The following is a 24284-nucleotide window of genomic DNA, read 5'->3' as shown; positions in this document are numbered from 1 at the left end:
ACGTAGGAGCGAGCGCAGCTCGCGATGCGCCGCGCGGGCGGCGCTCGATCTTATAAGCGCAGACCCTATTGCGGCGAACACCAGCTGCCCCTCAGACAATCTCGACGTGGGCCTACATCGAAGCATGTGAATGCAAAACGGTTCGCCCAGGCTTACTTGAACCTGCGCTCCACGCCTTTCTCCACCAGAATTTTCGCCGAAATCTCTTCAACCGAGAAATGCGTGGAATTGATGTTCGGAATATTCTCCCGGCGGAACAGGCTTTCGACCTCGCGCACCTCGAACTCGCACTGGGCAAAGCTTGAATAACGGCTGTTGGGCTTGCGCTCGTGGCGTATGGCGGTGAGGCGGTCGGGGTCGATGGTCAGGCCGAACAGCTTGTTATGGTGCTTTTTCAGCACCGGTGGCAGCTGCAGGCGCTCCATGTCGTCTTCGGTGAGCGGGTAGTTGGCTGCACGGATGCCGAACTGCATGGCCATGTACAGGCAGGTGGGCGTTTTGCCGCAGCGCGACACGCCCACCAGGATCAGGTCGGCCTTGTCGTAATAGTGGGTACGTGCCCCATCGTCGTTGTCCAGGGCGAAGTTGACCGCCTCGATGCGCTCCATGTAGTTGGAATTGCCGCCGATCGAGTGGGATTTGCCCACCGAATAGGACGAGTGGGCGGTCAGTTCCTGCTCCAGCGGCGACAGGAACGATGAAAAGATATCGATCATGAAGCCGTTGGAGGTGGCCAGGATCTCGCGAATGTCCTGGTTGACGATGGTGTCGAAGATGATCGGGCGAACGCCATCACGTTCGGCAGCGGTATTGATCTGCTGCACCATGCTGCGGGCTTTTTCAGGCGAGTCTATGTACGGACGGGTGAATTTGTTGAACGGTATGCTCTCGAATTGCGCGAGCAGACTCTGGCCCAGGGTTTCGGCAGTGATGCCGGTGCCGTCGGAGATGAAGAACGCGGTTCGTTTCATTTGCGATCTGGGCCTTAAGATGATGACGTTTCTTGGATATGATAAGTTCGCTTTGCCGAATGCGGCTGTTGGCATTCTCACTTATTTTCCAGGTACAGGCCACAAGCGTCCGGCCCAGTCAACGATGGCAGGCGGCGCCCTTGAGCTTTTCCAATACAGTTAGTGGAGAGATCACCTTGGTAGAGTACGTAGTTTCCCTCGAAAAGCTCGGCGTCCATGATGTGGAGCATGTGGGGGGCAAGAACGCATCCCTGGGCGAGATGATCAGCAATCTTGCCGGTGCCGGCGTGTCCGTGCCGGGCGGCTTTGCCACTACGGCTCAGGCGTACCGTGACTTTCTCGAGCAGAGCGGCCTGAACGACCAGATCCACGCTGCGCTTGACGCCCTGGACGTAGACGATGTCAATGCCCTGGCCAAGACCGGTGCGCAGATCCGCCAGTGGGTGATGGATGCACCCTTCCCGGCCCGCCTGGATGCCGAGATCCGCACCGCCTTCGCCGAAATGTCCAAGGGCAACGACAACATGGCGGTGGCCGTGCGCTCGTCGGCCACTGCCGAAGACCTGCCAGACGCCTCGTTTGCGGGCCAGCAGGAAACCTTCCTCAACATCCGCGGTGTCGACAACGTCATCCGTGCGGCCAAGGAAGTGTTCGCCTCGCTGTTTAACGACCGCGCCATCGCCTACCGCGTGCACCAGGGCTTCGATCACAAGCTGGTAGCCCTGTCAGCCGGCGTGCAGCGCATGGTGCGCTCGGAAACCGGTACTGCCGGCGTGATGTTCACCCTCGACACCGAGTCCGGCTTCCGTGACGTGGTGTTCATCACCGGCGCCTACGGCCTGGGCGAAACCGTGGTGCAGGGTGCGGTGAACCCTGACGAATTCTACGTGCACAAGAACACCCTGCAGGCCGGCCGCCCGGCCATCCTGCGTCGCAACCTGGGCAGCAAGGCCATCAAGATGATCTACGGCGACGAGGCCAAGGCCGGTCGTTCGGTGAAAACCGTCGACGTGGACCGTGCCGAGCGTGCGCGCTTCTGCCTGAGCGATGCCGAGGTAAACGAGCTGGCCAAGCAGGCCATGATCATCGAACAGCACTACCAGCGCCCGATGGACATCGAATGGGCCAAGGACGGTGATGACGGCCAGCTGTACATCGTTCAGGCGCGCCCTGAAACGGTCAAGAGCCGCTCCAGCGCCAACGTGATGGAGCGCTACCTGCTGAAAGAGAAAGGCACCGTACTGGTCGAAGGCCGTGCCATTGGCCAGCGCATTGGTGCAGGCAAGGTTCGCGTCATCAATGACGTGTCCGAAATGGACAAGGTACAGCCAGGTGATGTGCTGGTTTCCGACATGACCGACCCGGACTGGGAGCCGGTGATGAAGCGCGCCAGTGCCATCGTCACCAACCGTGGCGGGCGTACCTGCCACGCTGCGATTATTGCCCGTGAGCTGGGTATTCCGGCGGTGGTCGGGTGTGGCAATGCCACGCAGATCCTCAAGGACGGCCAGGGTGTGACGGTTTCCTGCGCCGAGGGCGACACCGGTTTCATCTTCGAGGGCGAGCTGGGCTTCGACATCAAGCAGAACTCGGTCGATGCCATGCCCGAACTGCCATTCAAGATCATGATGAACGTCGGCAACCCCGACCGCGCCTTCGACTTCGCCCAGCTGCCCAACGCCGGTGTGGGCCTGGCACGCCTGGAGTTCATCATCAACCGCATGATCGGCGTGCACCCCAAGGCCTTGCTGAACTACGCCGGGTTGCCGCCCGAGCTCAAAGACAGCGTCGACAAACGCATCGCCGGCTACGATGACCCGGTCGGCTTCTATGTCGAGAAGCTGGTTGAAGGCATCAGCACCCTGGCAGCCGCGTTCTACCCGAAAAAGGTCATCGTGCGCCTGTCGGACTTCAAGTCCAACGAGTACGCCAACTTGATCGGCGGCAAGCTGTACGAGCCGGAAGAAGAGAACCCGATGCTGGGCTTCCGCGGTGCCTCGCGCTACATCAGCGAAGCCTTCCGTGACTGCTTCGAGCTCGAGTGCCGTGCGCTCAAGCGGGTGCGCAACGAGATGGGCCTGACCAACGTCGAGATCATGGTGCCGTTCGTGCGCACCCTCGGTGAAGCGAGCCAGGTGGTCGACCTGCTGGCCGAGAATGGCCTGGCCCGTGGCGATAACGGCCTGCGCGTGATCATGATGTGCGAGCTGCCGTCCAACGCCATTCTGGCCGACGAGTTCCTCGAGTACTTCGACGGCTTCTCGATCGGTTCCAACGACCTGACCCAGCTGACCTTGGGCCTGGACCGTGATTCGGGCATCATCGCCCACCTGTTCGACGAGCGTAACCCGGCCGTCAAGAAGCTGCTGGCCAATGCCATTGCCGCCTGCAACAAGGCCGGCAAGTACATCGGCATCTGTGGTCAGGGCCCATCGGACCACCCTGATCTGGCCAAATGGCTGATGGAGCAGGGCATCGACAGCGTGTCGCTGAACCCGGACTCGGTGCTCGAAACCTGGTTCTACCTCGCCGAAGGCCAGGGCGCAGCCTGATCCAACGAAACGCGGGGCAGCGTCTGGCGTAGCCCCGCCTGGTATTTCCAGGGCGAGTTCCAGCAATGGATCCCGCCCTTTTTTGTGCACCAAGCCATCTGACCTTATGCAAAGCAGCAGCACTCTTTTTCCCGTGGCCTTGCTCAGTGCCGAGCGCCGCGGTGATCTCAGCGAAGACGTCTACCGAATCAAAGCCGGCAATGGCCCCGACCCCACCGTAGAACTGGCGGTAACGCGCCTGGGGCTGGCGGACCAGCGCGTGGTCCAGGGCACCCCGATCATTCTGCTGCACGGCAGCTTCTCCAATCGACGCTTCTGGTACTCGCCCAAAGGCCTTGGCCTGGGCGCTTACCTGGCGCGCGCGGGCTTCGACGTGTGGATCCCGGAAATGCGAGGGCATGGCCTGTCGCCGCGCAACCGCGACTGGTCACATAACTGCGTCGCCGCCTACGCCCGCGATGACTTGCCGGCCATTGCCGCATTCGTGCGCGAGCAGGCAGGGCAGGTGCCCTATTGGGTAGGCCACTCCCTGGGTGGGACCACGCTGGCAGCGGCATTGGGTGGCGGGTTCTTGAGTGAGGGGCAGGTGGCTGGGGTGGCACTGTTCGGCACCCAGGTCAGCCGCCGCTACTGGCCATTGAAACTCCCGCCTGTGGTGTGGGGTGCAAAAATGCTGCTCAGGCGCTGGGGGCAGTTATCCGGCCCGCGTTTCAAGCGTGGGCCGGAGGACGAACCCATCGGCCTGGCGTTCGAAAGCCTGCGCTGGCACGGCCTGTTCGGCCGCTTTGGCGACAGGCACCAGGATTGGTGGGCCGGGCTTGCCCAGGTGAAGGTGCCGCTGCTGGCCGTTGCCGGTGCGGCCGACGCGCAAGACCCCGTGTGGGCCTGCCGCCAGCTGTTCGCGCAATGGGGTGACGCGCGCAAGCAGTTCATTTGCCTGGGGCCCGAAGAGGGGTTTGAAGCCTTCGGGCATGTCGACATGCTGGTGAGCAAGGCAGCGCAGGCACAGGTATGGCCGCTGGTGGCGCGCTGGCTGCGTGAATCGCCTGCGGCGGTGCAGCGCGCTTGCGACGCATCGCAGCCCTTGACCGCCAGCTGACCGGTGCTCGGCAGTGCTTGCAGCGTCACCGCAGGCAACACATGACTGTGCGGTCCGGGATGACTGCGGCGGCCTCGGCGGTGTAGCCTTGGCCGATACCCGTTTTCGTTGTGACTGACAGGAGCTTCCCATGCAGCATTACGTAACGCCTGACCTGTGTGACGCCTACCCCGACCTGGTGCAGGTGCTGGAACCGATGTTCAGCAATTTTGGCGGCCGTGATTCCTTCGGTGGCCAGATCGTCACCATCAAGTGCTTCGAGGACAACTCACTGGTCCGGGAGCAAGTGGACCTCGATGGCAAGGGCAAGGTGCTGGTGGTGGACGGCGGCGGTTCGCTGCGCCGCGCACTGCTGGGCGACATGCTCGCGGAAAAGGCTGCAAAGAACGGTTGGGAGGGCCTGGTCATCTATGGCTGCGTGCGCGATGTCGACGTGCTGATCCAGACCGACGTCGGCGTGCAGGCGCTGGCCAGCCACCCGATGAAAACCGACAAGCGAGGCATCGGCGACCTGAACGTGGTCGTCACATTCGCAGGCGTCACGTTCCGCCCGGGTGAGTATGTCTATGCCGACAACAATGGCGTGCTGGTTTCGCCTAGCCCGCTGCAGATGCCGGAGTGACGCGCCACGCGCGCTGATGGAGCTTTGATGTTCGAGGAAGACAACGCGCAGTGGGGGCTGGTGCACGCCCTGGTGCTCGATGGTAAAGGTGGCGCACACACGATTGCCCGTACCGAACTGGATGCGCTCCAGCTGCAGCCGGAGCAGAGCCTGTGGCTGCACTGGGACCGCAGCCACCCCCAGACCCGCTCCTGGCTGATGCGCGAGAGTGGCCTGAGCGAGTTCGCCTGCGAGCTGCTGCTTGAAGAAAACACCCGGCCGCGCCTGCTGCCGATGGCGGACGAGCAGCTGTTGCTGTTCTTGCGAGGGGTAAACCTGAACCCCGGTGCCGAACCTGAAGACATGGTATCGGTGCGCATCTTCGCCCAGGCCCAGCGGGTGATATCCCTGCGGCTGCGGCCGCTTCGCGCCAGCGACGAAATCTTGCAACTGCTGGAACAGGGGAGGGGGCCGAAGTCGGCCTCTGAACTGCTGTTGCTGATGGGGGAGCTGCTGACTGAAAAGGTCCAGGGGCTGGTCAGCGACCTGGCCGAACTGGTAGACGTGGAAGAAGAAAAGGTGGAGTCCGACGAGCGGCATACACCGGAGCAAGGCAGTTTGCAGCAGATCCGTCGGCGTGCGGCTGGCCTGCGACGCTTCCTGGCGCCCCAGCGGGATATCTATGCACACCTGTCCCGCAGTAAATGGGCGTGGTTCGCCGATGCCGACGCCGACTACTGGAACGAGCTCAACAACAGCCTCATTCGCTACCTGGAGGAGCTGGAGCTGACCCGCGAGCGGGCAGCGCTGGTGCTGGAAAGCGAGGACCGGCGGCGCAGCGAGCGGATGAACCGCACCATGTACCGCTTTGGCATCATTACCTGCATCTTCCTGCCCATGAGCTTCATTACTGGGCTGCTGGGTATCAACGTGGGTGGCATTCCTGGTGCTCAGAACCCTTATGGCTTCCTGTTCGCGTGCCTTGTCGTGCTTGGGCTTGCGGTCGGGCAATGGTGGCTGTTCAGGCGGCTGCAATGGGTGTGACAGATGCGTTTGGGACCGTGCTGGCGACGCCGGTTGTGACCCATTGGCCGGCGGGCTCGTCTCTTGCTGATACTGCGCGAGGTGCCCATGCACGATCCGTTTGAACAATCCCTGCGTGACCTGCTCAAGGCGTCACCTTCCGGCAACGATCGCCATGACAGCGACGACGCTGCCTGCCTGGGTCGTGTGCTGAAAACCGCCAACCGTCAGGTGGGTGCCGGTGACCTGTTCAGCCTGCTTGGCCGCTGGAGCCAGGCGCTGCTGATCGCCGTCAACAATGGCTCGGCGCATGTGGCGCCGGTGCGCAGACATTCTTCCCGCAACGCTGCCAACGGTAGCAAAGCAGATAAGGCCGATTGAATATGGAACTCGATCTCTGGACCCAGAGCCTGGTCACCGCGATGACCGCCCTTTGGACCAAAGTGGCGAACTTCATCCCTAACCTGTTTGGCGCACTGGTCGTGGTATTGCTCGGCTTTGTCGTGGCCAAGCTGCTCGACACGCTGCTTTCCAAGCTGTTGGCGAAGTTTGGCCTGGACCGCCTGATGGCCGGAACCGGCTTGACCAAGATGCTGGGCCGGGTGGGCATTCAGGTGCCCATCTCCACCCTGATCGGCAAGATCGTCTACTGGTTCGTGCTGCTGGTATTCCTGGTGTCGGCCGCCGAGTCCCTGGGCCTGGAGCGTGTGTCGGCAACACTCGACATGCTCGCCCTGTACCTGCCCAAGGTGTTTGGCGCAGCCCTGGTGCTGCTGGCCGGGGTGCTGCTGGCCCAGGTGGCCAACGGGCTGGTGCGTGGCGCTGCCGAAGGCATCGGCCTCGAATACTCCGCAGGCCTGGGGCGCATTACCCAGGGCCTGGTGATTATCATCAGCATTTCCGTCGCGATCAGCCAGCTGGAGGTCAAGACCGATCTGCTCAACCACGTGATCGTGATTGGTCTGATTACCGTTGGTCTGGCCGTGGCGCTCGCCATGGGCCTGGGCAGCCGCGAGATTGCCGGCCAAATCATCGCCGGCATCTATGTGCGCGAGCTGTTCCAGGTAGGCCAGCACGTGCGGATTGGCGAGGTCGAAGGGCACATCGAGGAAATCGGCACGGTCAAGACAACCTTGCTCACAGATGAAGGCGAGCTGGTGTCACTGTCCAACCGTGCGTTGCTGGAGCAGCGGGTCAATAGCCGCTGAGCGCCCAAAGCTGTTAATGTATGCCGCCGCGAAAACAGACCTGATGGGGTTTCGCGGCGACATTGACCTGACTGTCGGCCAGATCCGTTTTGAATAAAGTGCCTTCGCCGCCCATGCGTTATGAACCCCGCGAGCTCACCGACGAAGAGTTGGTGGCGCGATCGCATGAGGAGCTGTACCACGTTACGCGCGCCTATGAGGAGCTCATGCGGCGCTACCAGCGAACCCTGTTCAACGTGTGTGCACGTTATTTGGGGAACGACCGTGACGCCGACGATGTCTGTCAGGAAGTGATGCTGAAGGTGCTGTACGGCCTGAAGAATTTCGAAGGGAAATCCAAGTTCAAGACCTGGTTGTATAGCATCACCTACAACGAGTGCATCACGCAGTACCGCAAGGAGCGTCGCAAGCGTCGGCTGATGGATGCGTTGAGTCTCGACCCTGTTGAAGAGGCGTCCGAGGACAAGGCGCCGAAAGCCGAAGAAAAAGGGGGCCTGGATAAGTGGCTGGTTCATGTGAACCCGATTGACCGGGAAATCCTGGTGCTGCGCTTTGTCGCAGAACTGGAGTTTCAGGAAATCGCCGATATCATGCACATGGGCTTGAGCGCAACCAAAATGCGTTACAAGCGTGCGCTCGACAAGCTTCGGGAGAAATTTGCCGGTCTCGATGAAACTTAGTGGCCAGCAAATATCTCTAACCAACCGGCGAGTTCTGCTAGACTTGCCGTCGAGTTGTCCCCCTTGTTTTTGGTGGGACTGCTTAACTATCACCAGATGGGGATTTAACGGATGAAACTGAAAAACACCTTGGGCTTGGCCATTGGTTCGCTCGTAGCCGCCACTTCGATTGGCGCTATGGCACAAGGTCAAGGCGCCGTCGAGACTGAAATCTTCTACAAGAAAGAATTCTTCGACAGCCAGCGCGACTTCAAAAACGACGGTAACCTGTTCGGCGGTTCGATCGGTTACTTCCTGACCGACGACGTCGAGCTGCGTCTGGGCTACGACGAAGTCCACAACGCTCGTGGCGACGACGGCAAGAACATCAAGGGCTCCAACACCGCCCTGGACGCCGTTTACCACTTCAACAACCCGTACGACGCTATCCGTCCGTACGTTTCCGCTGGTTTCTCGCACCAGTCGATCGGCCAGACCGGCCGTGGTGGTCGTAACCACTCCACCTTCGCCAACGTTGGCGCAGGCGCCAAGTGGTACATCACTGACATGTTCTACGCCCGTGCCGGCGTAGAAGCTCAGTACAACATCGACCAGGGCGACACCGAGTGGGCACCTAGCGTTGGTGTTGGTCTGAACTTCGGCGGTAGCCCGAAAAACCAAGCTGCTCCAGCACCTGCTCCAGTGGCTGAAGTGTGCACCGACTCCGACAACGACGGCGTTTGCGACAACGTTGACAAGTGCCCGGACACCCCGGCCAACGTCACCGTTGACGCCGATGGCTGCCCAGCTGTTGCTGAAGTCGTTCGCGTTGAGCTGGACGTCAAGTTCGACTTCGACAAGTCGGTCGTCAAGCCTAACAGCTACGGCGACATCAAAAACCTGGCTGACTTCATGAAGCAGTACCCACAAACCACCACCGTGGTTGAAGGTCACACTGACTCCGTGGGTCCAGACGCTTACAACCAGAAGCTGTCCGAGCGTCGTGCCAACGCTGTCAAGCAAGTCCTGACCCAGCAGTACGGCGTAGAATCCAGCCGTGTTGACTCGGTTGGCTACGGCGAAACCCGTCCGGTTGCTGACAACGCCACCGAAGAAGGCCGTGCTATCAACCGTCGCGTTGAAGCTCAGGTAGAAGCCCAGGCCAAGTAATTGGTTTGAAGCTTCATGAAAAACCCGGCTCAGGCCGGGTTTTTCTTTGCCTGTAATGTGTGATTGGCGCGCAGGCGAGGGGCGGGTGAGTAGGCATTCGGGCCACGATGTGCTGTCCTGTGAGGCCTTCGCTGGCTATAATCGCCCCTCACCCATACCCCGAGCCTTGCCCGCCCATGTATAACCTGGCCCGCCAGCTGCTGTTCAAGCTTTCCCCGGAAACCTCTCACGACCTGTCGCTGGACCTGATCGGTGCAGGTGGCCGCCTGGGGCTCAACGGTAAGCTATGTAAACAGCCAGCAGCGTTGCCGGTCACCGTAATGGGCCTGAACTTCGCCAACCCGGTCGGCCTGGCTGCAGGCCTGGACAAGAATGGCACGGCCATCGATGGCTTCGCCCAGCTTGGCTTCGGCTTTGTCGAGGTCGGTACGGTTACCCCGCGCCCACAGCCGGGTAACCCCAAGCCCAGGCTGTTCCGCCTGCCTGAAGCGACTGCCATCATCAACCGCATGGGCTTCAACAACCTGGGTGTCGACCATTTGCTGGCGCGCGTGCGTGCTGCGCGGTACCGCGGTGTACTGGGCATCAATATCGGCAAGAATTTCGATACACCGGTTGAACGCGCCGTGGATGATTACCTCATCTGCCTGGACAAGGTGTACAACGCGGCCAGCTATATCACCGTCAACGTCAGCTCGCCCAATACACCCGGCCTGCGCAGCCTGCAGTTCGGTGATTCACTCAAGCAATTGCTCGATGCCTTGGCCGAGCGCCGTGAGCAATTGGCGTCGGCAAGTGGCAAGCGTGTGCCGCTGGCTATCAAGATCGCACCGGACATGAACGACGAGGAGACTGCACTGGTGGCCGCTGCGCTGGTTGCGTCGGGCATGGATGCAGTGATCGCCACCAACACCACACTGGGCCGTGAGGGCGTCGAAGCGTTGCCGTGTGGCGCAGAGGCGGGCGGGTTGTCGGGTGCTCCGGTTTTGCAGAAGAGCACGCATATCGTCAAGGTGCTAGCGGGGGAGTTGGGTGGCAAGTTGCCCATCATCGCTGCGGGCGGTATCACCGAGGGCCGGCATGCGGCTGAGAAAATCGCTGCGGGCGCCAGCCTGGTTCAGGTCTATTCCGGCTTCATCTACAAGGGCCCGGCGCTGGTGCGCGAGGCGGTCGATGCCATAGCAGCCATGCCCAGGGCTTGAATGGCCCAAAAGAAGGGCCCCTTGGAGGGGCCCCTGGGCCTCAGCCCGCCGCCCGGATGGGGCGTGCATGGTAAATCGAATTCAGCGTCCTCGATCAGCCAACGGCGTGATTTTCGTTGAGTCTATGGATGCCAGCGGTGCCAGTCATGCCGTCCCAGTTATCGCCGCGGCCCTCCCGCCAGCCGTTGATCCAGGCTTGGCGCACAGAAGGAAGATTGAAGGGGCAAAGCTCGCGGGATTTGCCGGTGACCCCGTATTGGTAGCCACGTGAATATGCTCTTTCCAACGGATCACGCTTAAGTCTTCTCATAGGGTGTTGCCCTCACTTGTTGACTGTAATGTCCCGTCGGCCTCCAAGAGGCCGGGCAGAATCGTTCTGCCGGTGTTCGCTCGCTGCCGGCGTCGCGAGCGTGTTGTGCCGCCTCGTTGCGAAGCGGCCTGAGACCAGTTCTAACCAATGCAGGACAGCGTGTGAATGATCGATTTGTCATAAGCACGTAACCTTTCCAAGGGTGAGGGGATAAGTAAATAAATGCGACTCAACCTTATTTGGCCTTGAGGCCGGTATGACCGGGGTTTGCTGAACGTTGACGTCATTTTGCCACCGCTGTTGGCGGTGCCAGGAAATATCTTGAAATGCGACGAAGGGTCACATGTGCCCCTGACGTTGCCAGAATTTTACGTACTGCCTGATGATCTAAGCTGTCTTTGCCCCGTGGCCAAGCGCGCATCCATCAGGCGGCCCGGCCCTAGTGGCACCCAAGGGGGTGTGCAGGGCCACCCGCAAGCCTGTTGGAAAGGTTCGCGGGCAAACATCGCGGGGTGATGCGTTGCCCCGTCTGTCAAATAGCCAAAGGCGCTGGATTACTCATGTCGGACCGTTTCGAACTCTACCTCACCTGTCCCAAAGGCCTGGAAGGGCTGCTCGCTGAAGAGGCGCGTGGCCTTGGCCTTGAAGAGGTGCGCGAACACACCTCGGCCATTCGCGGCGCCGCCGACATGGAAACCGCCTACCGCCTGTGCCTGTGGTCGCGCCTGGCCAACCGTGTGTTGCTGGTCCTCAAGCGTTTTTCCATGAAGAACGCTGATGACCTTTATGATGGCGTACACGCCGTGGACTGGGCCGACCACCTGGCTGCCGACGGCACGCTGGCGGTGGAGTTCAGCGGCCACGGGTCGGGTATCGACAACACCCACTTCGGCGCCCTCAAGGTCAAGGACGCCATTGTCGACAAGCTGCGCAACCGGGAGGGGCTGCGCCCTTCTGTAGAGAAAATCGACCCTGACGTGCGCGTGCACCTGCGCCTAGACCGTGGCGAGGCCATCCTTTCCCTGGACCTTTCCGGCCACAGCCTGCACCAGCGGGGCTACCGCCTGCAGCAGGGCGCTGCGCCGCTGAAAGAAAACCTGGCGGCCGCGGTGCTGATACGTGCCGGCTGGCCGCGCATCGCCGCTGAAGGCGGCGCGCTGGCTGACCCGATGTGTGGCGTGGGTACGTTTCTGGTGGAAGCCGCAATGATCGCTGCCGACATTGCACCTAACCTCAAGCGTGAACGCTGGGGCTTCACTGCCTGGTTAGGCCATGTGCCGGCGTTGTGGCGCAAGGTTCACGAGCAGGGCCAGGCGCGCGCCGAGGCTGGGCTGGCCAAGCCGCCGCTGTGGATCCGTGGCTATGAAGCCGACCCGCGGCTGATCCAGCCCGGTCGCAATAACGTCGAGCGTGCCGGCCTCAGCGATTGGGTGAAAATCTACCAGGGTGAGGTCAGTACCTTCGAGCCGCGCCCGGACCAGAACCAGAAGGGCCTGGTGATCAGTAACCCACCCTATGGCGAGCGCCTGGGTGACGAGGCCAGCCTGCTGTACCTCTACCAGAACCTGGGCGAACGCCTGCGGCAGGCGTGCATGGGCTGGGAAGCGGCGGTCTTTACCGGTGCCCCGCAGCTTGGCAAGCGCATGGGGTTGCGTAGCCACAAGCAATACGCGTTCTGGAACGGCGCCTTGCCGTGCAAGCTGCTGCTGTTGAAAGTGCAGCCTGACCAGTTCGTGACGGGTGAGCGTCGTGAACCCGGCGTAGACGAAGCTCCGGAGCATGCGCAGGCGCCGCAGGCCAGTGAGCCGGCGCGCTTGTCTGAAGGCGCGCAGATGTTTGCCAACCGGTTGCAGAAAAACCTCCGCCAGCTTGGCAAATGGGCGCGTCGCGAGCAGGTCAGTTGCTACCGCCTGTACGATGCCGACATGCCTGAATATGCACTGGCAGTAGACCTGTACGAAGACTGGGTGCATGTGCAGGAGTATGCTGCGCCCAAGTCCGTAGACCCGGATAAAGCGCAAGCGCGCTTGCTGGATGCGCTGGCGGCCATTCCTCAGGCGTTGGGCATTTCGCCGCAGCGTGTGGTGCTCAAGCGCCGTGAGCGCCAGAGCGGTACACGCCAGTATGAACGCCAGGCCACTGAAGGCCGCTTCCAGGAAGTCACGGAGGGTGGGGTGAAGTTGCTGGTCAACCTGACCGACTACCTCGATACTGGCCTGTTCCTCGACCACCGCCCCATGCGCCTGCGCATTCAGCGTGAGGCGGCCGGCAAGCGTTTCCTGAACCTGTTCTGCTATACCGCGACCGCAACCGTACACGCGGCCAAGGGCGGCGCACGCAGCACCACCAGCGTGGACTTGTCCAAAACGTATCTGGACTGGGCGCGGCGCAACCTGGCACTGAACGGTTTTTCAGAGCGTAACCGCCTGGCCCAGGGTGACGTGATGGCTTGGCTGGAAGCCGAGCGCGAAAGCTACGACCTGATCTTCATCGACCCGCCGACCTTCTCCAACTCCAAGCGTATGGAAGGGGTATTTGATGTGCAGCGTGACCACGTTCAGTTACTGGACCTGGCCATGGCGCGCCTGGCAACAGGTGGTGTGCTGTACTTCTCCAACAACTTCCGCAAGTTTCAGCTGGACGAGCACTTGACGGCGCGGTATGCGGTGGAAGAAATCACGGCACAGACCCTTGACCCTGATTTCGCGCGCAACAACCGTATTCACCGGGCCTGGCGCTTGCAACTGCGCTGAACCCGGGTGACGCCGGGCCCCATCAGCGGGGCCCGGCACTGCGGTATCAGTTGGCCGCCGTACCGGTGGTCAGCTTTGGCTGGCGGTACAGGTCCAGCAGTACCTGGTCGAGTACCTGGGAGGCCCCCCACGGTTTAGGGTCGTTCAGGATCGCCGCCACCGCCCAGGTGTGGCCGTTGCTGTCGCGGCTGAAACCCGCAATGGCCCGTACCGTATTGAGCGTGCCGGTCTTGATGTGGCCTTCGCCGGCCATGGCCGTACGCTTGAGGCGTTTGCGCATGGTGCCATCCATGCCCACCAGTGGCATCGAACTCATGAACTCTGCAGCGTAGGGGCTGTGCCAGGCGGCCTGCAGCATTGCCGCCATTTCCCGTGTGCTGACCCGCTCGGCGCGGGACAGGCCAGAGCCGTTTTCCATCACCAGGTGCGGGGCGGTGATCCCTTTCTTGGCCAGCCATTGACGCACTACACGCTGCGCAGCGCGGGCGTCATCGCCATCGGCATCGGTACGGAACTGCGCGCCCAGGCTCAGGAACAGCTGCTGAGCCATGGTGTTGTTGCTGTATTTGTTGATGTCGCGGATCACTTCCACCAGGTCTGGTGAAAATGCGCGCGCCAGCAGGCGGGCGCTTTTGGGGACGTTTTCGACGCGGTTGCCGCCCTGGATGGTCCCGCCCAGTTCTGCCCAGATGGCGCGCACGGCGCCTGCAGCGTAAGTGGGGTGATCGAGCAGCGACAGGTAGGTTTGCGAGTTGCAGCCGTCGCCCAGTTGGCCGCTGACCGTGACGCTGATGCCGTCGGCCTGGGGTACCGGGTTGTAGCGCACGTCGCCTGCGCAGCTCTTCGACGCCACCGCCTTGACCTGGTTGTCGATGCGAATACTGGCGATGGGCGGCTCAACTGCGATGGTGACCTTGCCGCCATCGTTGCGGGCCACGAACCGCAGCGCCTTGAGGTTGATAAGCAGCGAGTCGGGCTTGACCAGGAACGGCTTGTTCTGATCGCCACCGTCGTCGTTGAACTGCGGCAGGTTAGGCTGCACGAAGTGGCTGCGGTCCAGCACCAGGTCGCCGGTGATGGTGCGCACGCCATTGGCACGCAGGTCACGCATCAGCAGCCACAGCTTTTCCATGTTCAACTTCGGGTCACCGCCACCTTTAAGGTACAGGTTGCCGTTGAGCACGCCATTGCTGAGAGGGCCATCCGTGTAGAACTCGGTTTTCCACTGGTACGTGGGGCCGAGCAGCTCAAGGGCTGCGTAGGTGGTGACCAGCTTCATGGTCGACGCCGGGTTGACCGACACATCGGCGTTGAACACCGTGGCGGTACCGGGCCCATCCAGCGGCAGCATGACCAGCGACAGGGCATTGTCCTGCAGTTTGTTGGCCTTGAGGGCCTGCTGCACTTTGGCGGGCAGGGTGGTATTGACGGCAGCAGCCTGGCTGGTCAGTGCAAACGGCAGCAGCAAGCCGGCGAGAACGAGGGGGCGAAGCGTTTTGATCATGATAGATGGATACCCTACAACGAGGAGAAAGGGCATTGGGGCGATAAGAAGATGATGGCCCCAGGATTAAAGAATACGCATTATGCCCCAAGCGTTGCCTGGTTGGGTCAGGTTCGATGCACGCTGTATGCAAAGCCGGGTCATATAAACGAGTTGGGGCCGCTTCGCGGCACATCGCCGGCAAGCCAGCCCCTGCAAGGTTCGTGGGGAACCCGTGGGGGGCCGGTTTGCCGGCGATGGCTGCAAAGCAGCCCCACATGCACACCTTGATGTTGCTAGAGGTCGTGCGCTGCGATCACGTCAGACAGGGATTATTCTGCCTTGTTGATCGGCTTTTCCGGGTACCAGGCGTCCAGCAGCGGGCTGACTTCGACTTTGGTCAGTTCGCTGCGGCCTTTGAGCCAGGACTCTACGGCGGCACGCTGTTCTTCGCTGACCGAGCCACGTTTGACCGAGCACACCAGGCCGAAATCGTCACCGCCTACATAGTCCAGGCCATTGGCGTCCATGGCTTCTGCCAGGAACGCGTCGAGGAAAGCATCGATTGCCTGGTCATCCAGATCTTCCTTGAATTCCAGGTTCAGCTCGAAGCCCAATTCCTGAAACTCGTCGACACACAGCTTTTTGCGCAGACGACGGGAGCGGTTTGTGGCCATGAAACAATCCTCTTAGGTAATAACGCCGCGCAGTCTATCAGTTAACGCGCTCAGGTGCCTGCCTGCGTACAGGTTTCCAGATCCCGTGCGAGGGCCCGCTCAACCCTTCGCATATGGCGCGCAAGCGCCTGACGCTTGCGCCGCAGTTGCACAGGCGTAATGCCCGGGTGGTCCAGCGCTTCACAGGCGTCCATCAGTTCACCGGCCTCGAGCATGCGTGCAGCGCTCAGCACCTTGTGTGCCTGCGCCGCGATGGCAGGGCCGTCGTGCTCAGGGTCTGCCGCCATCAAGGTGGCAAAGTCGGCCTGCAGGCTTTGCTGCAGCGCTTGCATGAACCGCAGGCGGTCTGCCGGGTCATGGCCCACGACGCCCGTGAGCCCGTCCAGGCGATAGGGCTTGGCGCGAGCTTTATTTCGGTCAAGCGGCCGGATGCCGGCCAGGCGCTGGCTGAGGGTGCCCAGGCTGATCGGCTTCAGCAGGCAGTCATCCATGCCCGCGCTCAGGCATTTGCGCCGCACCTCCGGTTGCGCGTTGGCGGTGTAGCCAAGGATGGTACAGCGCGCTCGCCCGGCAGTGCGTTCTTCATTGCGTACCGCCGCCGCCAGTTGGTAACCGTTCATGTGGGGCATGTTGCAGTCGAGCACCAGCACGTCGAAGTCGCCTCCACGCCAGGTGGCGAGGCCTTCACGACCATCCCCCGCGCTGGTGTGCTCGATGCCCAGGTACCCCAACTGCTGTGCCATCAGTTGCAGGTTGGCTGGATGGTCATCAATCACCAGCACGCGCAAGCCTGGGTCTGGGACCACGAGCGGCTCGCTGACAGGGGCCGGCTGGACTGCTGCGTCAACCCTGTGCAGCGGCATCTTCAACCGGACCTGTGTACCCACCCCCTCCAGGCTCTTGATGGCCAGGTCACCGCCCATCATTTCACACAGGTTCCGGCAGATGGTCAGCCCCAGGCCCGTCCCGGCACGGGCCCCCTGGCTGTGAGGGTTGGCCTGCACGAACGGGTTGAACAGCCGCTGGATGTCCTCAGGTGGGATGCCGATGCCACTGTCACGCACTTCCAGGTCCAGCACACCAGCCCCGTCGGCGCCGTCTTGCAGGCTGACACGAATACGTACATGGCCGTGCTCCGTGAATTTGATGGCATTGCTGACCAGGTTGGACAAGACCTGCTTGAAACGAAGTGGATCAAGCAGGGCGTGGCAGCGTGCGCCAGGCTCGATGATTACTTCGAGTGCAAGCCCTTTTTGCCGCGCCTGCCCTTCAAATATACGCCCCACGGACTCGACCAGTGCGGCCAGGTCGACCGCCTCGGGCACCAAGGTCAAGTGGCCGGACTCAATCCGTATGATGTCGAGGATATCGCCAATGAGGCCCAGCAGGTCTTTGGCTGAGTGGTAGGCCAGCTCCAGGGCGTTGCGGTCGACGCGGCCTTGATCGGCGCGTTTCACCGCCAGTTCGAGCATGCCGATCACCGCGTTCATGGGTGTGCGGATTTCATGGCTGATGGTGGCCAGGAAGGTGCTTTTGGCACGGTTTGCGTCATCGGCCTGCTGCTTCGCTTGACGCAGTTCGTTGACCAGCTGGCGACGATCACTGATGTCGATCCACCCACCAATGATCCCCTGGACCTCGCCCAGGGAGTCGCGGTAGGGGAGAATCCAGTGATAAATGGTGATCTCCCGGTCCTTGATGCGCAGCGGGCGGTCCATGATCATCGGCGAGCCGGCCGCCATGACCTTGCGGTAATCCGCCTGGATCTGCCGAGTCTGCTCGCAGTCGGCGAACAGGCTGTTCTCAAGCTGCTTGCCGATCACCTCTTCGGCGCTGGCCTGGACCGCTTCGAGATAGCTGTAGTTACAGCTTTGCAGGCAACCGCTGCGATCGCGCACATACATGGGGTGTGGCGTGCCGTTGAGCAGTGCCCGCATGAACGCCAGCTGATCGTTCAGTGCCCGGTCGGCCCGCTGACACTGGCGAATCTGGCAGCGTAACCGCGCATTCCAGAGCAGCGCGAGCAGCAGGAGCACTGCACTGGCCAGTACCACCGGCACGGCCAACCGACGCAATTCCCCGCTGCTGCCTTCGTCCTGCAGGCTGTAGCCGCGCCAGCGGTTGTTGATGACCCCCAGTTCCTCTGGAGAGATGCTCAGCAGCGCCTTGTCCAGAATGGAGATCAACAGTTGCGAAGGGGCGCTGGTCGCCATGGCGAAGCTGGCAGGGTTGCGGCCAACCGTCGTACGGATGACCAGCTCAGGGTTGATTGCCAGTGCATGGTTGGCGTCGATCAGGGTGGTAATGACGGCATCGACGGCGCCACTGTTGAGCAGCGCCATCGAATAGAACGGGCTTTCGGTTTCCACCCAGCCTATTTCCGGGTAATAGCGTGAGAGCATGTCGTCCAGGCCGCTGTACCGGGTGATTGCAATGCGCTTGCCGCGCATCTGGTCCAGTGACACTGGGGCTTGCTTCTGCTTGCGATTGACCAGCACATAGGTGCTTTCGAGGTAGGCTCGGCTTATCAGCAAGTCGCCTTCGGCCGGGCCACCGGTTGCCAGTGCAGCAATCACATCGGCACGGCCATCCTTGATCCTGGACAGCATGTCGGCGATGCCGCTGGCGCGCTCAACCTCAAAGCGCAGCCCGGTGCGCAGGCTGATCAGTTCGAGCAGGTCGGCGGTGATGCCGCGAAAATGCCCCGACCCATCGAAGTACGACAGGGGGGCAGCGGTGTCATCTACGGTGACACGCATCACGGGGTGGCGCTTCAGCCATTGGGCTTGCGCACTGGTCAGCTGCAGCTTGCGATCGGTGAGCAGCAGGTCGCTGCCAGGGCTCCAGCGCTTGAAAATGCTCGAGCGAATGGCGGCGGGCTGGTTGTCCAGCACAGCGTTGACCAACCCCAGCAGCAGTGCGTCCTGCTGACGCAGCGCGAAGCCGAACCCGAGCGCTTCATGCTTGCTGAAGCTCGCCATGCGCAAACGGGGCAGTTGCCCACGGCTGAGTTGGTAGTGGGTAGAAATGGTATCGCCGATAAACACATCGGCCTGGCCGAAGGCCACGGCGTTGAGTGCTTCGCTCGTGGACCCGAATGCCATGAGCTGCGCCTGGGGGTAGGCGCTGAGTACTTCCTTGCGCGGCAGGTAATGGTAGAGCATGGCCAGCCGCATGCCACCCAGCCCTGTGTCCAGTGCGCGCTGCTCGTCCTCACGGGTCACCAGCACGGGTTGGTCGATGGCGTACGCATGGGAGAGCCGCAACCCGTCATACACGGCGTCGTAACCGTTGGCACTGCCCAGTAGATCGATGTCGCCATCCTTCAGTGCTTGAAGGGCCGCTTGACGGTCCGGGTAGCGCATGACGCGGATCGGCAGCCCAAGTGCGTCGCCGATCAGGCTCGCATACTCGGCAGTGAGGCCCTGGTAGTCACGGGCGCCGCTGCTGATGTCAAAGGGCGGGTAGTCGGGTGCCGAGGTGCCCAGCACCAGTTCGTCGCGGCTGAGCAGCCACTGTTGCTGCTCAGGGGTGAATGCCGGCTGCGCCGGCTGTGCAGTCGACCGTGCCAGCAGCGTATAGGGCGCCACCTCCCGCTGCTGTGCTTGGGTCAGGGCACCGGGCAGCAGGAGCACGAGCAGCAGACAGCAAGCGAGAAGGCGCACCATGCTGCCCTCAGACCAGTGCGTTGCGCTTGGCCACTTCGATCAGGTCGACCAATGTGTTGACTTGAAGTTTGTGCATCAGGCGCTTTTTATAGGTGCTGACAGTTTTGCTGCTCAGAAACATGCCCTTGGCAATGTCCTTGTTACTGCGCCCCTGGGCGAAGAGTTGCAATACCATCAACTCGCGGTCATTGACGTGGCGCAGAAGTTCGAGATCGTTGTCGGCAGTGTGGGGGTATTTGATCGCCTGGCTGGGGAAATAGTTATAGCCTGCCAGCACCGCCTTGATTGCGCTGAGCAATTCGCCCAGGTCTTCCTGCTTGCACACGTACCCGGCCGCGCCGGAGTGCATGCAGCGCACGGCAAACAGTGCAGGTGATTGCGCAGTGAGAACCAGCACCTTCAAGGGCAGTGCCATGGACTGAAAACGCGCCAGCACCTCCAGCCCGTCAAGCTTGGGGATGCTGATGTCGAGAATGACCAGGTCGGGTGTGGTTTCGCGAATCATCTGCATGGCGTCGACGCCGTTGTCCGATTCCCCGACGACCCGGTAATTCTGGTTTTCCAGAAGCATACGAACGGCCAACCGGATCACGGGATGATCGTCGACGATAAATATGGAGTGCATGTTCAACTTCCCTGCGTTCTATGAGGGTGACAGGCGGCACCTTATCGCAGATGGAAGTCGTGGGTAACGTGAGGATTGCCCATTCTTTGTTTATGGGAAACGGCTTACAGGATAAAACAAAAGAGGCTACGTAACAGCCGATTAATGGAGGAAGTCAAAAGGTGTTTGGTAACTTTTCATTGGGATTTATGCTCGATGTTTAATAGTGCGCTCAAGTTGTAGGAAGTTTCCTAGCTGGAGCCTGCGGCACGGCCGTGCCACGCCGCAGGGGCCCTGCCTTACGGCGGGCCAGAGCGCCCCGTCATCTCCCGTGCCATTTCGCTGGCGTAGCTGTCCGTCATGCCCGCGATGAAGTCGATCATGCGCAAGAAAGCGCCATACAGCGAGCCGTGAGGGTCGGGTGCATTGCTGCCCAGCAGGTCCAGCACGCGGCGGCTCTTGAAGGAAGGGCTGCGCCCACCATGCTGCTCAAGCGCCGCCCCACAGAAGGCATTGAGCAGAATTTCGAGCGTGGTGTAGGCACCGATTTCGTGCAGCGTCTTGCGTTTATCCTGGAATATCTTGTTGCGCGCCATCGCTTTTGCCTGCAGCACGCAGCGTTGGGCTGGGCCGTGCATGTGCTCGACCAGATCGCCAGGCAGGCGGCCGGCCAGCAGCGCCTGCTGTTGTTCGACAAAGGCGTAGGCTGCGGCGTTGGTCAGGTGCTCGATGGCTTTGCCGCGCAGGATCGCCAGCTTGCGCCGACGGGAGTCATTTGGCCCCAGCTGCCGATAGGTTTCCGGCAGGTCATTGCCCACCAGGTCCAGCAGCAGGGCTTCTACTTCTGCGTACTGCAGCAAGTCCATCTCCAGGCCGTCTTCCAGGTCGATCAGCCCATAGCAGATGTCGTCGGCTGCTTCCATCAGGTAAACCAGCGGGTGGCGTGCCCAGCGTTGGTCCTCAAGCAGTGGCAAACCCAGTTTGCGCGCAATTTGCTCGAGCAAGGGCAGCTCGCTTTGGTAGCTGCCGAATTTATGCTTCTTGTAACCCAGCGCGTCGGCGTGGCGAGCGCTCCAAGGGTACTTGAGGTAGGTGCCGAGCGTGGCGTAAGTAAGGCGGGTGCCGCCGTCGAACTGGTGATATTCCAGCTGGGTCAACACCCGGAAGCCCTGGGCGTTACCTTCGAAGTTGAGAAAGTCGGCGCGCTCATCATCGCTCATGTCGTCCAGCCAGCCGCGCCCCGCAGCCTGCTGGAACCAGTGGCGGATAGCATCTTCGCCTGAGTGGCCGAACGGTGGGTTACCGATGTCATGGGCCAGGCAGGCTGACTGCACGATCATCCCCAGGTCGCTGGGTGCACACCAGTCCGGCAGGCTGTTACGCAAGGTTTCGCCTACCCGCATACCCAGTGAGCGGCCCACGCAGCTGACTTCCAGCGAGTGGGTAAGGCGCGTGTGGATATGATCGTTGCTGGTGACCGGATGAACCTGGGTTTTGCGCCCCAAGCGGCGGAATGCGCCAGAGAAGATGATGCGATCATGGTCTTTGTGGAAGGGGCTTCGGCCAAGTTCATCGGCACTGTACTGGGCTTTGCCTAGGCGTTCGCGGGTGAGCAGGGTATGCCAGTCCAAGGCGCGGTCTCCTGTGAGTCCAAAGGCCAAGCATACGCGCTGCCGGCGGCCGTGCAAGGCCGCAGGTTTGGTGGATGTGCGTATGCCTGGTCTTCAGGCGCGGCGATTGCCCTGAAGGTAAAGGCGCACCAACGGCAACAAGCTGGTGCCCAGGCGTACGAGGCGTGGCAGGCTGCCGCTGCGAACACCCTTGCCGGTCAGAAAGCCCAGCGCGACGACTGCGCCGATCCCCCACAAGGGTGCATGCTTGATGCCAAGGCCTGCCTGCAGTGAGCCGCCCATGCCGCGCATGCGGCGTACCGGCTCAAGCAGTTGGCCGGTTTCGTGGCGAATTTCCTGGCGGTTCATCTCCATGCGCAAGCGCAACAACGCTTTACGCAATTCTTTAGGGTTTCGCGAGGTGGGCAGTTCTGGCAGGTTCATGGCAGAAGGCGCTCCCTGTCCTTGGCAAGTTCTTCGAGAGTGGCATGGAAGGGCGACGATTCATCGAACACCGCGGCCTTCAGGCGCAGGCCGCAGTAGACCGCTGCCAGGCCGTAGAACACGCACAGGCCAATAATGCCGGCCAGGCGATAACTGTCCCACAGCAGTACCAATAGCAGGCCGGAGAGGGCCGTCAGCAGCAACAATGCAAAGACCAAGGCCAGGCCTGCGAACAGCAACAGGCGCAACGTACGGCCTTTCTGCTCTTGCAGTTCAATGCCGAGCAGTTCGATGTGGTTATGCAAAAGTCCGAGGATGGCGGCACCCAGGCGCCGACCTGCGGCGCCGGCACCTACAGCATCATTGTCCATGTAGACCCCTTAACGCCGGTTGGCCAGCAAGCCGATCAACAGCCCCACGCCCGCGGCGATGCCGATAGCGTGCCAGGGCTTTTCCTGAACATACAGTTCGGCCGTGCCGAGCGCTGCTTCACCACGCTCACGCACCGACTCCTGTGTCTCGTGCAGGGTTTCGCGGGCCTGGGCCAGACGCTCATGGATCTGCTCGCGCAATTCGTCAGCCTGGTCGCCTGCCAGGTTGGCAGTGTCGGCCAGCAACTTTTCCGTGTCGCGCACCAAGGCCTGGAAGTCAGCCATCAGTACTTCTTGTGCATGCTTTGCCGATTTGCTGGCCATGTGTCTCTCCCTGTCAATCAATGATGGTACTTCGAGTGATGGCACACCCGAAGGTTCAAGTGTGTCAGCTGGTATGACCTTTGCTATGGGTTTGCCTGAGGGCTGCTTCGCCATGGTGCGCTGCAAGCCCTGTTTGCGCCGATCAGGGGCGCCCATCCGAGGCCCTGGCGCTAAACCCTAACCCAATTCGCCTTGACGGCCATGAGCGACTTCGCAGCGCGGGTCCATTTTCTGGAATGGACCATACCGGCACCGTGATGGTGCATGCCTGCGGCCCCATGAGCTGTCCTGGTGCTTTTTCGCAGGTCTGCCAACCCCATGGAAAATCCGCTCAGCGCGATGGACTCACTGGTCCACGGTTCCAACACCCTGTTCATTCTGATGGGGGCCATTCTGGTGCTGGCCATGCACGCCGGCTTCGCGTTTCTTGAAGTGGGCACGGTGCGTTACAAGAACCAGGTCAACGCATTGTCAAAGATCCTTAGCGACTTCGCCGTTTCGGCGCTGGTGTACTTCTTCATCGGTTACTGGATAGCCTACGGCGTGAATTTTTTCCAGCCGGCGGCCGCGCTCGCCGCTGACCAGGGGTATGCGCTGGTCAAGTGTTTCTTCCTGCTGACCTTTGCTGCTGCGATCCCGGCAATTATTTCGGGCGGTATCGCTGAGCGAGCACGGTTTGTACCGCAGTTGTGCGCCACGGCAGTGATCGTGGCATTCGTCTACCCGTTCTTCGAAGGCATGGTCTGGAATGGCAACCTGGGTGTACAAGCTTGGCTGCAGGCCCGGTTTGCTGCACCGTTTCACGATTTCGCCGGCTCCATCGTGGTGCATGCCATGGGCGGCTGGCTGGCACTGGCCGCAGTCGTGCTGTTGGGGCCACGCCGTGGGCGTTATCGGGACGGCCGCCTAGTGGCATTTGCGCCTTCCAGCATACCGTTCCTGGCGCTGGGCTCGTGGATCCTGATCATCGGCTGGTTCGGCTTCAATGTGATGAGCGCTCAGACGCTGCAAGGGGTCAGCGGGCTGGTGGCGATCAACTCGCTGATGGCCATGGTGGGTGGCACCTTGTCGGCACTGCTGGCCGGGCGCAATGACCCAGGGTTCCTGCATAACGGGCCGCTGGCGGGGCTGGTTGCCATCTGTGCGGGTTCTGACGTGATGCACCCGGCCGGTGCACTGGCGACCGGCCTGGTGGCCGGTGTGCTGTTCGTCTGGACCTTCACCGCCGCGCAGAACCGCTGGAAGATCGATGACGTACTGGGCGTGTGGCCCTTGCACGGCCTGTGTGGGGTCTGGGGTGGGGTGGCGTGTGGCATCTTCGGCCAGACCGCGTTGGGTGGTTTGGGGGGGGTCAGCCTGTGGAGCCAGCTGTTGGGTACCCTGGCCGGGGTGGTGGTGGCGCTGGCCGGTGGGTTTGCGGTGTATGGCACGGTGCGCGCCGTGCTTGGCTTGCGCTTGAGCCACGAGCAGGAATTCGAGGGGGCTGACCTGTCGCTGCACCGCATCGGCGCCACTACCCAGGATTGATCAGGTTCGGGTGCAGGGGCAGCGTTAA

At 61.6% G+C, this 24284-nt stretch carries 21 protein-coding genes; 11 read left to right on the top strand and 10 right to left on the bottom strand.

The window, feature by feature from the left end; genetic code table 11:
* Window positions 1–152: 152 nt before the first annotated feature.
* A complete protein-coding gene (gene ppsR / locus IAE36_RS12660; protein WP_028632418.1) occupies window positions 153–971 on the bottom strand; it encodes a posphoenolpyruvate synthetase regulatory kinase/phosphorylase PpsR in 819 nt (272 codons plus the stop codon).
* A gap of 176 nt (window positions 972–1147) precedes the next feature.
* On the opposite strand from ppsR, the gene ppsA reads away from it, so the two are divergent.
* From ppsA to IAE36_RS12615, 9 genes are all read left to right on the top strand, one after another.
* Entirely contained in the window at window positions 1148–3523 is a 2376-nt protein-coding gene (ppsA, locus tag IAE36_RS12655; RefSeq protein WP_060482150.1) for a phosphoenolpyruvate synthase, read from the top strand.
* A 106-nt stretch (window positions 3524–3629) separates the two neighbouring features.
* Window positions 3630–4622 (top strand): alpha/beta fold hydrolase, encoded by a 993-nt coding sequence (locus IAE36_RS12650; protein ID WP_201212702.1) that lies wholly within the window; start codon window positions 3630–3632, stop codon window positions 4620–4622.
* A 130-nt stretch (window positions 4623–4752) separates the two neighbouring features.
* Window positions 4753–5244 carry a ribonuclease E activity regulator RraA gene (gene rraA / locus IAE36_RS12645; protein WP_060482151.1) on the top strand — a complete coding sequence of 164 codons (492 nt, stop codon included), beginning with the start codon at window positions 4753–4755 and terminating at the stop codon, window positions 5242–5244.
* Window positions 5245–5271: 27 nt separating this feature from the next.
* The gene (locus IAE36_RS12640; protein WP_201162722.1) at window positions 5272–6267 is read left to right on the top strand and encodes a zinc transporter ZntB; all 996 of its coding nucleotides are present in this window, start codon (window positions 5272–5274) and stop codon (window positions 6265–6267) included.
* Between the two features lie 87 nt (window positions 6268–6354).
* Window positions 6355–6627, top strand: coding sequence for a hypothetical protein (locus tag IAE36_RS12635; RefSeq protein WP_028632423.1), 273 nt, complete (start codon window positions 6355–6357; stop codon window positions 6625–6627).
* A gap of 2 nt (window positions 6628–6629) precedes the next feature.
* Window positions 6630–7454 (top strand): mechanosensitive ion channel family protein, encoded by an 825-nt coding sequence (locus IAE36_RS12630; protein ID WP_028632424.1) that lies wholly within the window; start codon window positions 6630–6632, stop codon window positions 7452–7454.
* 113 nt (window positions 7455–7567) lie between these two features.
* Entirely contained in the window at window positions 7568–8134 is a 567-nt protein-coding gene (sigX, locus tag IAE36_RS12625) for an RNA polymerase sigma factor SigX (RefSeq protein ID WP_033727927.1), read from the top strand.
* Between the two features lie 111 nt (window positions 8135–8245).
* Window positions 8246–9283: an OmpA family protein gene (locus tag IAE36_RS12620; RefSeq protein WP_028632426.1), complete on the top strand. Its 1038-nt coding sequence runs from the start codon at window positions 8246–8248 to the stop codon at window positions 9281–9283.
* 176 nt (window positions 9284–9459) lie between these two features.
* Window positions 9460–10485 carry a quinone-dependent dihydroorotate dehydrogenase gene (locus tag IAE36_RS12615; protein WP_201212700.1) on the top strand — a complete coding sequence of 342 codons (1026 nt, stop codon included), beginning with the start codon at window positions 9460–9462 and terminating at the stop codon, window positions 10483–10485.
* Window positions 10486–10579: 94 nt separating this feature from the next.
* Here IAE36_RS12615 and rmf read toward each other — a convergent pair whose 3' ends face one another.
* Window positions 10580–10795, bottom strand: a complete 216-nt coding sequence (gene rmf, locus IAE36_RS12610) for a ribosome modulation factor (protein WP_003248687.1) — start codon at window positions 10793–10795, stop codon at window positions 10580–10582.
* A 560-nt stretch (window positions 10796–11355) separates the two neighbouring features.
* Between rmf and rlmKL the strand changes: the two genes are divergently transcribed.
* Entirely contained in the window at window positions 11356–13548 is a 2193-nt protein-coding gene (gene rlmKL / locus IAE36_RS12605; RefSeq protein ID WP_201212698.1) for a bifunctional 23S rRNA (guanine(2069)-N(7))-methyltransferase RlmK/23S rRNA (guanine(2445)-N(2))-methyltransferase RlmL, read from the top strand.
* Window positions 13549–13594: 46 nt separating this feature from the next.
* Here rlmKL and dacB read toward each other — a convergent pair whose 3' ends face one another.
* The 8 genes from dacB to IAE36_RS12565 form a co-directional block, all read right to left on the bottom strand.
* Entirely contained in the window at window positions 13595–15052 is a 1458-nt protein-coding gene (dacB, locus tag IAE36_RS12600; RefSeq protein ID WP_201212696.1) for a D-alanyl-D-alanine carboxypeptidase/D-alanyl-D-alanine endopeptidase, read from the bottom strand.
* Window positions 15053–15363: 311 nt separating this feature from the next.
* On the bottom strand, window positions 15364–15708 hold the full coding sequence (locus IAE36_RS12595) for a YggL family protein (protein WP_028632430.1): 345 nt from the start codon (window positions 15706–15708) through the stop codon (window positions 15364–15366).
* A 50-nt stretch (window positions 15709–15758) separates the two neighbouring features.
* Window positions 15759–19376 (bottom strand): ATP-binding protein, encoded by a 3618-nt coding sequence (locus tag IAE36_RS12590; RefSeq protein ID WP_201212694.1) that lies wholly within the window; start codon window positions 19374–19376, stop codon window positions 15759–15761.
* A 7-nt stretch (window positions 19377–19383) separates the two neighbouring features.
* Entirely contained in the window at window positions 19384–20001 is a 618-nt protein-coding gene (locus IAE36_RS12585; protein ID WP_201212692.1) for a response regulator transcription factor, read from the bottom strand.
* A 278-nt stretch (window positions 20002–20279) separates the two neighbouring features.
* Window positions 20280–21611, bottom strand: coding sequence for a deoxyguanosinetriphosphate triphosphohydrolase (locus IAE36_RS12580; protein WP_060482157.1), 1332 nt, complete (start codon window positions 21609–21611; stop codon window positions 20280–20282).
* Between the two features lie 93 nt (window positions 21612–21704).
* On the bottom strand, window positions 21705–22034 hold the full coding sequence (locus tag IAE36_RS12575) for a hypothetical protein (protein ID WP_028632442.1): 330 nt from the start codon (window positions 22032–22034) through the stop codon (window positions 21705–21707).
* On the bottom strand, window positions 22031–22405 hold the full coding sequence (locus tag IAE36_RS12570) for a phage holin family protein (protein ID WP_028632443.1): 375 nt from the start codon (window positions 22403–22405) through the stop codon (window positions 22031–22033). The genes IAE36_RS12575 and IAE36_RS12570 overlap by 4 nt, the downstream gene beginning before the upstream one ends.
* A gap of 9 nt (window positions 22406–22414) precedes the next feature.
* Window positions 22415–22729, bottom strand: coding sequence for a DUF883 family protein (locus IAE36_RS12565; RefSeq protein WP_028632444.1), 315 nt, complete (start codon window positions 22727–22729; stop codon window positions 22415–22417).
* A gap of 318 nt (window positions 22730–23047) precedes the next feature.
* On the opposite strand from IAE36_RS12565, the gene IAE36_RS12560 reads away from it, so the two are divergent.
* Window positions 23048–24256: an ammonium transporter gene (locus IAE36_RS12560; protein ID WP_201212690.1), complete on the top strand. Its 1209-nt coding sequence runs from the start codon at window positions 23048–23050 to the stop codon at window positions 24254–24256.
* Window positions 24257–24284: the final 28 nt, after the last annotated feature.

This window comes from Pseudomonas sp. S36 (genome assembly GCF_016647875.1).
Lineage (GTDB): Bacteria > Pseudomonadota > Gammaproteobacteria > Pseudomonadales > Pseudomonadaceae > Aquipseudomonas > Aquipseudomonas parafulva.
The sequence above is the reverse complement of the archived record's forward strand: the minus strand, read 5'-3'. Positions and strand labels throughout refer to the sequence as shown.

What these genes read in the sequence shown, in the direction of transcription:
- rraA (WP_060482151.1), top strand. Translation starts at nt 4,753, where the DNA reads ATGCAGCATTACGTAACGCCTGACCTGTGTGACGCCTACCCCGACCTG.
- IAE36_RS12560 (WP_201212690.1), top strand. Translation starts at nt 23,048, where the DNA reads ATGGAAAATCCGCTCAGCGCGATGGACTCACTGGTCCACGGTTCCAAC.
- IAE36_RS12640 (WP_201162722.1), top strand. Translation starts at nt 5,272, where the DNA reads ATGTTCGAGGAAGACAACGCGCAGTGGGGGCTGGTGCACGCCCTGGTG.
- IAE36_RS12615 (WP_201212700.1), top strand. Translation starts at nt 9,460, where the DNA reads ATGTATAACCTGGCCCGCCAGCTGCTGTTCAAGCTTTCCCCGGAAACC.
- IAE36_RS12635 (WP_028632423.1), top strand. Translation starts at nt 6,355, where the DNA reads ATGCACGATCCGTTTGAACAATCCCTGCGTGACCTGCTCAAGGCGTCA.
- IAE36_RS12590 (WP_201212694.1), bottom strand. Translation starts at nt 19,376, where the DNA reads ATGGTGCGCCTTCTCGCTTGCTGTCTGCTGCTCGTGCTCCTGCTGCCC.
- ppsR (WP_028632418.1), bottom strand. Translation starts at nt 971, where the DNA reads ATGAAACGAACCGCGTTCTTCATCTCCGACGGCACCGGCATCACTGCC.
- IAE36_RS12565 (WP_028632444.1), bottom strand. Translation starts at nt 22,729, where the DNA reads ATGGCCAGCAAATCGGCAAAGCATGCACAAGAAGTACTGATGGCTGAC.
- rlmKL (WP_201212698.1), top strand. Translation starts at nt 11,356, where the DNA reads ATGTCGGACCGTTTCGAACTCTACCTCACCTGTCCCAAAGGCCTGGAA.
- IAE36_RS12575 (WP_028632442.1), bottom strand. Translation starts at nt 22,034, where the DNA reads ATGAACCTGCCAGAACTGCCCACCTCGCGAAACCCTAAAGAATTGCGT.
- IAE36_RS12595 (WP_028632430.1), bottom strand. Translation starts at nt 15,708, where the DNA reads ATGGCCACAAACCGCTCCCGTCGTCTGCGCAAAAAGCTGTGTGTCGAC.
- IAE36_RS12620 (WP_028632426.1), top strand. Translation starts at nt 8,246, where the DNA reads ATGAAACTGAAAAACACCTTGGGCTTGGCCATTGGTTCGCTCGTAGCC.
- sigX (WP_033727927.1), top strand. Translation starts at nt 7,568, where the DNA reads ATGCGTTATGAACCCCGCGAGCTCACCGACGAAGAGTTGGTGGCGCGA.
- IAE36_RS12570 (WP_028632443.1), bottom strand. Translation starts at nt 22,405, where the DNA reads ATGGACAATGATGCTGTAGGTGCCGGCGCCGCAGGTCGGCGCCTGGGT.
- IAE36_RS12650 (WP_201212702.1), top strand. Translation starts at nt 3,630, where the DNA reads ATGCAAAGCAGCAGCACTCTTTTTCCCGTGGCCTTGCTCAGTGCCGAG.
- dacB (WP_201212696.1), bottom strand. Translation starts at nt 15,052, where the DNA reads ATGATCAAAACGCTTCGCCCCCTCGTTCTCGCCGGCTTGCTGCTGCCG.
- IAE36_RS12630 (WP_028632424.1), top strand. Translation starts at nt 6,630, where the DNA reads ATGGAACTCGATCTCTGGACCCAGAGCCTGGTCACCGCGATGACCGCC.
- IAE36_RS12585 (WP_201212692.1), bottom strand. Translation starts at nt 20,001, where the DNA reads ATGCACTCCATATTTATCGTCGACGATCATCCCGTGATCCGGTTGGCC.
- rmf (WP_003248687.1), bottom strand. Translation starts at nt 10,795, where the DNA reads ATGAGAAGACTTAAGCGTGATCCGTTGGAAAGAGCATATTCACGTGGC.